At 68.9% G+C, this 5,033-nt stretch carries 5 protein-coding genes; 2 read left to right on the plus strand and 3 right to left on the minus strand.

Annotated features, from left to right (window positions below; genetic code table 11):
- A partial coding sequence (xseA, locus tag C5O18_RS06440; RefSeq protein WP_105192523.1) for an exodeoxyribonuclease VII large subunit occupies positions 1–1,127 on the minus strand: 1,127 nt, incomplete at its 3' end.
- A 214-nt stretch (positions 1,128–1,341) separates the two neighbouring features.
- Between xseA and guaB the strand changes: the two genes are divergently transcribed.
- Both guaB and guaA read left to right on the plus strand, forming a co-directional pair.
- Positions 1,342–2,811, plus strand: coding sequence for an IMP dehydrogenase (gene guaB, locus C5O18_RS06445; RefSeq protein ID WP_105192517.1), 1,470 nt, complete (start codon positions 1,342–1,344; stop codon positions 2,809–2,811).
- A 10-nt stretch (positions 2,812–2,821) separates the two neighbouring features.
- A complete protein-coding gene (gene guaA, locus C5O18_RS06450; RefSeq protein ID WP_105192525.1) occupies positions 2,822–4,444 on the plus strand; it encodes a glutamine-hydrolyzing GMP synthase in 1,623 nt (540 codons plus the stop codon).
- A 34-nt stretch (positions 4,445–4,478) separates the two neighbouring features.
- On the opposite strand, the gene C5O18_RS06455 is transcribed toward guaA, so the two are convergent.
- Both C5O18_RS06455 and C5O18_RS11165 read right to left on the minus strand, forming a co-directional pair.
- Complete coding sequence (locus C5O18_RS06455; RefSeq protein WP_105192519.1) at positions 4,479–4,871, minus strand: type II toxin-antitoxin system VapC family toxin; 393 nt, start codon at positions 4,869–4,871, stop codon at positions 4,479–4,481.
- Positions 4,872–4,891: 20 nt separating this feature from the next.
- On the minus strand, positions 4,892–5,029 hold the full coding sequence (locus C5O18_RS11165; protein ID WP_420884479.1) for a type II toxin-antitoxin system VapB family antitoxin: 138 nt from the start codon (positions 5,027–5,029) through the stop codon (positions 4,892–4,894).
- Between the last annotated feature and the right edge of the window lie 4 nt (positions 5,030–5,033).

Raw genomic sequence — 5,033 nt, forward strand, 5'->3', positions numbered from 1 at the left:
TGCCGGCGCAGACCGCGCTGCCAGGCGGCCTGCATGCGCAGTTCCAGTTCATCGAGGTGCTGGCGCTGTTCCTGCAGCCGTCGTGCCGGGCTGCGCAGGCGGGCGGCGAGGGCGGCCAGGCGCTGGCGATGCTGCTGCAGGCTGCGCAGCAGGGCGCGCTGCAGGCGCTCGCCGGCACTGCCGATCTGCTCGCGCCACTGCTGCTGGTCGGGGCTGACCAGCTCGGCCGCTGCCGATGGCGTGGGTGCCCGCACATCGACGACGAAGTCGGCGATGGTGAAGTCGATTTCGTGGCCGATGCCGCTGACCACCGGCACCGGCATGGCGGCCAGCGCGCGTACCACCGACTCGTCGTTGAAGGCCCACAGGTCTTCCAGCGAGCCGCCGCCGCGGGCCACGATGACCACGTCGAAGGGCGCGATGGTGGCCGACAGCTGCTCCGCACGCTCGACCAGGTCCTGGCCGGCGAGCAGGGCATCGCGGTCCGGGCTGGCGTCCGCACGGGCATCGGGCATGACGCGGAAGTCGCGCGCGTGCAGGGCGGCCAGCAGCGACAGCGCGGCGACAATCGCGGGCGGTGCCTCGGTGCCCTGCACCGGCACCGGCACGATGCTCACCGGCAGGCCGGGCGCGCGCCGCGCGAGCACGTGCAGGATGTCGCGCACGGCGGCGCCGCTGGGCGAGGTCACCACGGCGATGCCGCGCGGCGATGCCGGCAGCGGCCGCTTGCGCTCCGGCGCGAACAGGCCTTCGGCGGCGAGCCGGGCCTTGAGCATCTCGAAGGCCTGCTGCAAGGCGCCCCGGCCGGCATCCTCGAGGTGGTCGACGATGAGCTGGTAGTCGCCGCGGGGCGCGTACAGGCTGACCCGTGCGCGCACCAGCACCTGCTGGCCGTTCTGCGGCGGCTGCTGCAGGCGCGCCGCCACGCGAGCGCCCTTGAACATGGCGGCGCGCACCTGGGCGCCGTCGTCCTTGAGCGTGAAGTAGAGGTGCCCGGAGCTGGGGGCGGACAGGTTGGAGATCTCGCCACGCAGCCAGATGCGCCCGTAGTTGAACTCCAGCAGCTCGCGCACGCTGCCGTTGAGCTGGCTGACGGTGAGCACGGTAGGTGACGGGCTGTTGCTCATGGGGCGGGGTCGCAGGAATGATGGGGCTCTTATAGCAGACTGCGCGCGGATCTGCTGGGCGTATCGGCATCACGGGCATGGCCCGGCTGGCGAAAGCGCTGACGAAGAGACCGGAAACCGGTATACTGCGCGGCTACTTTTCATCACGTGATGCGTGGGGCGGGTGGCGCCAAGCTGTCCGGCCGGCGACATCCGTCCGGTCCGGAGTGGTGCCATGCTCGAAATTGTCCAGGAAGCCCTCACCTTTGACGATGTCCTCCTCCTGCCCGCCTACTCCGATATCCTGCCCAAGGATGCCTGCCTCAAGACCCGCCTGACCCGGGGCATCCACCTCAACGTGCCGCTGGTCTCCGCCGCCATGGACACCGTGACCGAGGCGCGCATGGCCATCGCCATCGCCCAGGAAGGCGGCATCGGCATCCTGCACAAGAACATGGAAATCTCGGCCCAGGCCGCGGAAGTGCGCCGGGTGAAGAAGTTCGAGGCCGGCATGGTGCAGGACCCGATCACGGTCAGCCCCAAGACCACGGTCGGCGAACTGATCGAAATCACCAAGGCCAACCGCATTTCCGGCGTGCCGGTCATGCAGGGCGACCAGGTCGTCGGCATCGTCACCAGCCGTGACCTGCGCTTCGAGACCCGCATGGACCTGCCGGTGTCGGCGATCATGACGCCGCAGGAGAAGCTGGTCACCGTGCGCGAGGGCGAGTCGCCGGAGCGCATCAAGGCGCTGCTGCACGAGCACCGCATCGAGAAGGTGCTGGTGATCGACGACAACTACCGCCTCAAGGGCCTGATCACCGTCAACGACTTCCAGAAGGCCGAGCGCTACCCGACCGCCTGCAAGGACGGCCACGGCCGCCTGCGCGTCGGCGCCGCCGTCGGCACCGGCGCCGAGACCCCGGCGCGCGTCGAGGCCCTGATCGAGGCCGGCGCCGACGTGCTGGTGGTCGACACTGCCCACGGCCACAGCCAGGGCGTGATCGAGCGCGTGCGCTGGATCAAGACCCACTTCCCGAACATGCAGGTCATCGGCGGCAACATCGCCACCGGCGACGCCGCGCTGGCCCTGCTCGACGCCGGCGCCGACGCGGTCAAGGTCGGCATCGGCCCGGGCTCGATCTGCACCACCCGCATCGTCGCCGGCATCGGCGTGCCGCAGATCTCGGCCATCGATCTGGTGGCGCGCGCGCTCAACGACCAGATCCCGCTCATCGCCGACGGCGGCATCCGCTACTCCGGCGACATCGCCAAGGCCATCGCCGCCGGTGCCAGCAGCATCATGATCGGCTCCCTGCTGGCCGGCACCGAAGAGGCGCCGGGCGAGGTCGAGTTGTTCCAGGGCCGCTACTACAAGGCCTACCGCGGCATGGGCTCGCTGGGCGCCATGGCGCAGCGCGGCGGCGGCTCCGCCGACCGCTATTTCCAGGATGCCTCCGCCGGCGTCGAGAAGCTGGTGCCGGAAGGCATCGAGGGCCGCGTCGCCTACAAGGGCCCCATGAGCGGCATCATCCACCAGCTCATCGGCGGCCTGCGCTCGTCCATGGGCTACACCGGTTCGGTCAACATCGAAGACATGCGCACCAAGCCGAAGTTCGTGAAGATCACGGCCGCCGGCATGAAGGAATCGCATGTGCATGACGTGACCATCACCAAGGAAGCGCCGAACTACCGTGTCGGCTGAGCTGAGCAACATGACCACTGACATCCATGCCCACCGCATCCTCATTCTCGACTTCGGCTCGCAGTACACGCAGCTGATCGCCCGCCGCGTGCGCGAGCTCGGCGTCTACTGCGAGCTGCGCGCCTTCGACATGAGCGAGGACGAGATCCGCGCCTTCGCGCCCAAGGGCATCATCCTTTCCGGCGGACCGGAAACGGTGACCGCCGCCGACACGCCGCGCGCGCCGGACGTGGTGTTCACCCTGGGCGTGCCGGTGCTGGGCATCTGCTACGGCATGCAGACCATGTCGCAGCAGCTCGGCGGCCGCGTCGAAAGCTCCGACGTGCGCGAGTTCGGCTACGCCGAGGTGACCGTGGTGTCCGACCAGGCGCAGGCCGCCAACAACAGCGCCGGCACCCGCCACGACGCCTTCTTCGGCGAGCTGGCCGACCGTCGCAGCGCCGGCGGCGAGTCGCTGCTGGATGTCTGGATGTCGCATGGCGACAAGGTCACCCAGGTGCCGGACGGCTTCCGCATCACCGCCGCCACGCCGAGCTGCCCGATCGCGGCCATGGCCGACGAGGCGCGCGACTTCTACGGCGTGCAGTTCCACCCCGAGGTCACGCACACGAAGCAGGGCGGCGAGCTGCTGCAGCGCTTCGTGCACGACATCTGCCAGACCAGTGCGCTGTGGACGCCCGAGAACATCATCGAAGACAGCGTCGCGCGCATCCGTGCCCAGGTCGGCACGGATCAGGTGCTGCTCGGCCTGTCCGGCGGTGTCGACTCTTCGGTGGTCGCGGCGCTGCTGCACAAGGCCATCGGCGACCAGCTCACCTGCGTGTTCGTCGACAACGGCCTGCTGCGCAAGCACGAGGGCGACCAGGTCATGGCCATGTTCGCGCAGAACATGGGCATCAAGGTCATCCGGGTGGATGCCGAGGACGAGTTCCTCGGCAAGCTCGCCGGCGTGTCCGACCCGGAGCGCAAGCGCAAGATCATCGGCAACACCTTCATCGACGTGTTCGACCGCGAGTCCGCCAAGCTGGCGTCCGGCGGCGTGAAGTGGCTGGCGCAGGGCACCATCTACCCGGACGTGATCGAGTCGGCCGCGAGCAAGACCGGCAAGGCGCACGTGATCAAGTCGCACCACAACGTCGGCGGCCTGCCCGAGCACATGAAAATGCAGCTGGTCGAGCCGCTGCGCGAACTGTTCAAGGATGAAGTGCGCCGGCTCGGCCTGGCGCTGGGCCTGCCCTACGACATGGTCTACCGCCACCCGTTCCCGGGCCCGGGCCTGGGCGTGCGCATCCTCGGCGAAGTGAAGAAGGAATACGCCGACATCCTGCGTGAAGCCGATCACATTTTCCTGGAAGAGCTGCACAAGGCCGACTGGTACCACAAGACCTCGCAGGCCTTCGTGGTGTTCCTGCCGGTGAAGTCGGTGGGCGTGGTCGGAGATGGCCGCCGCTACGAGTGGGTGGTGTCGCTGCGCGCTGTCGAGACCATCGACTTCATGACCGCGCGCTGGGCGCACCTGCCCTACGAGCTGCTGGAGAAGGTGAGCAACCGCATCATCAACGAGATCAGCGGCATTTCGCGCGTGGCCTACGACGTGAGCTCGAAGCCGCCTGCGACGATCGAATGGGAATAAGGCAGAAGGCCCGTCACTGACGGGCCTTTTTGTTTCAGTCCGGCGTGGCGCCGGGCATGGCCTCCGGTGTCGTCGCCAGGTCCAGCCGTGTCGCGGCGGCGAGCAGGCGCTTGTCGCGTGTCCACAGGCGGCTGCCGGGCGTCAGGCTGGTGCTGGCCAGCAGGTGCGCATCGAGGTAGCCGATACCCTGCCCGTGCAGCGCGTGGCGGGAGATGAAGCGCATCACCTCGTGGTCCATGGCGACGCTGGTCCGGGGCAGGTCCTGCAGGGCGCCGAGGATCAGGTCGCGCTGGCGCAGATTTCCCAGTGCCAGCTCTCCCAGCACGAACGGGTGCACCAGCACCTGCCCTTCGGCCAGCATTAAGGCCAGTGCCGGATCTCCGGCCCGCAGGTGATCGATCCAGACCGAGGTGTCGACCAGCACCATACCCGGGCTCCCGGCCGGCCTCAGGCGCAGGCCGGCTGGCGCCGGGGCACCGATGCTAGCTCGGGCTCGCTGCCACCCAGCAGGGCCAGGCGCCGTGCACTTTCCCGCTCGATGAGCGCACGCAGCGCCTCGCGGACGAGCGCGGACTTCTCTTCTATGCCG

The sequence above is a fragment of the Amnimonas aquatica genome, assembly GCF_002943415.1.
Lineage (GTDB): Bacteria > Pseudomonadota > Gammaproteobacteria > Pseudomonadales > Moraxellaceae > Perlucidibaca > Perlucidibaca aquatica_A.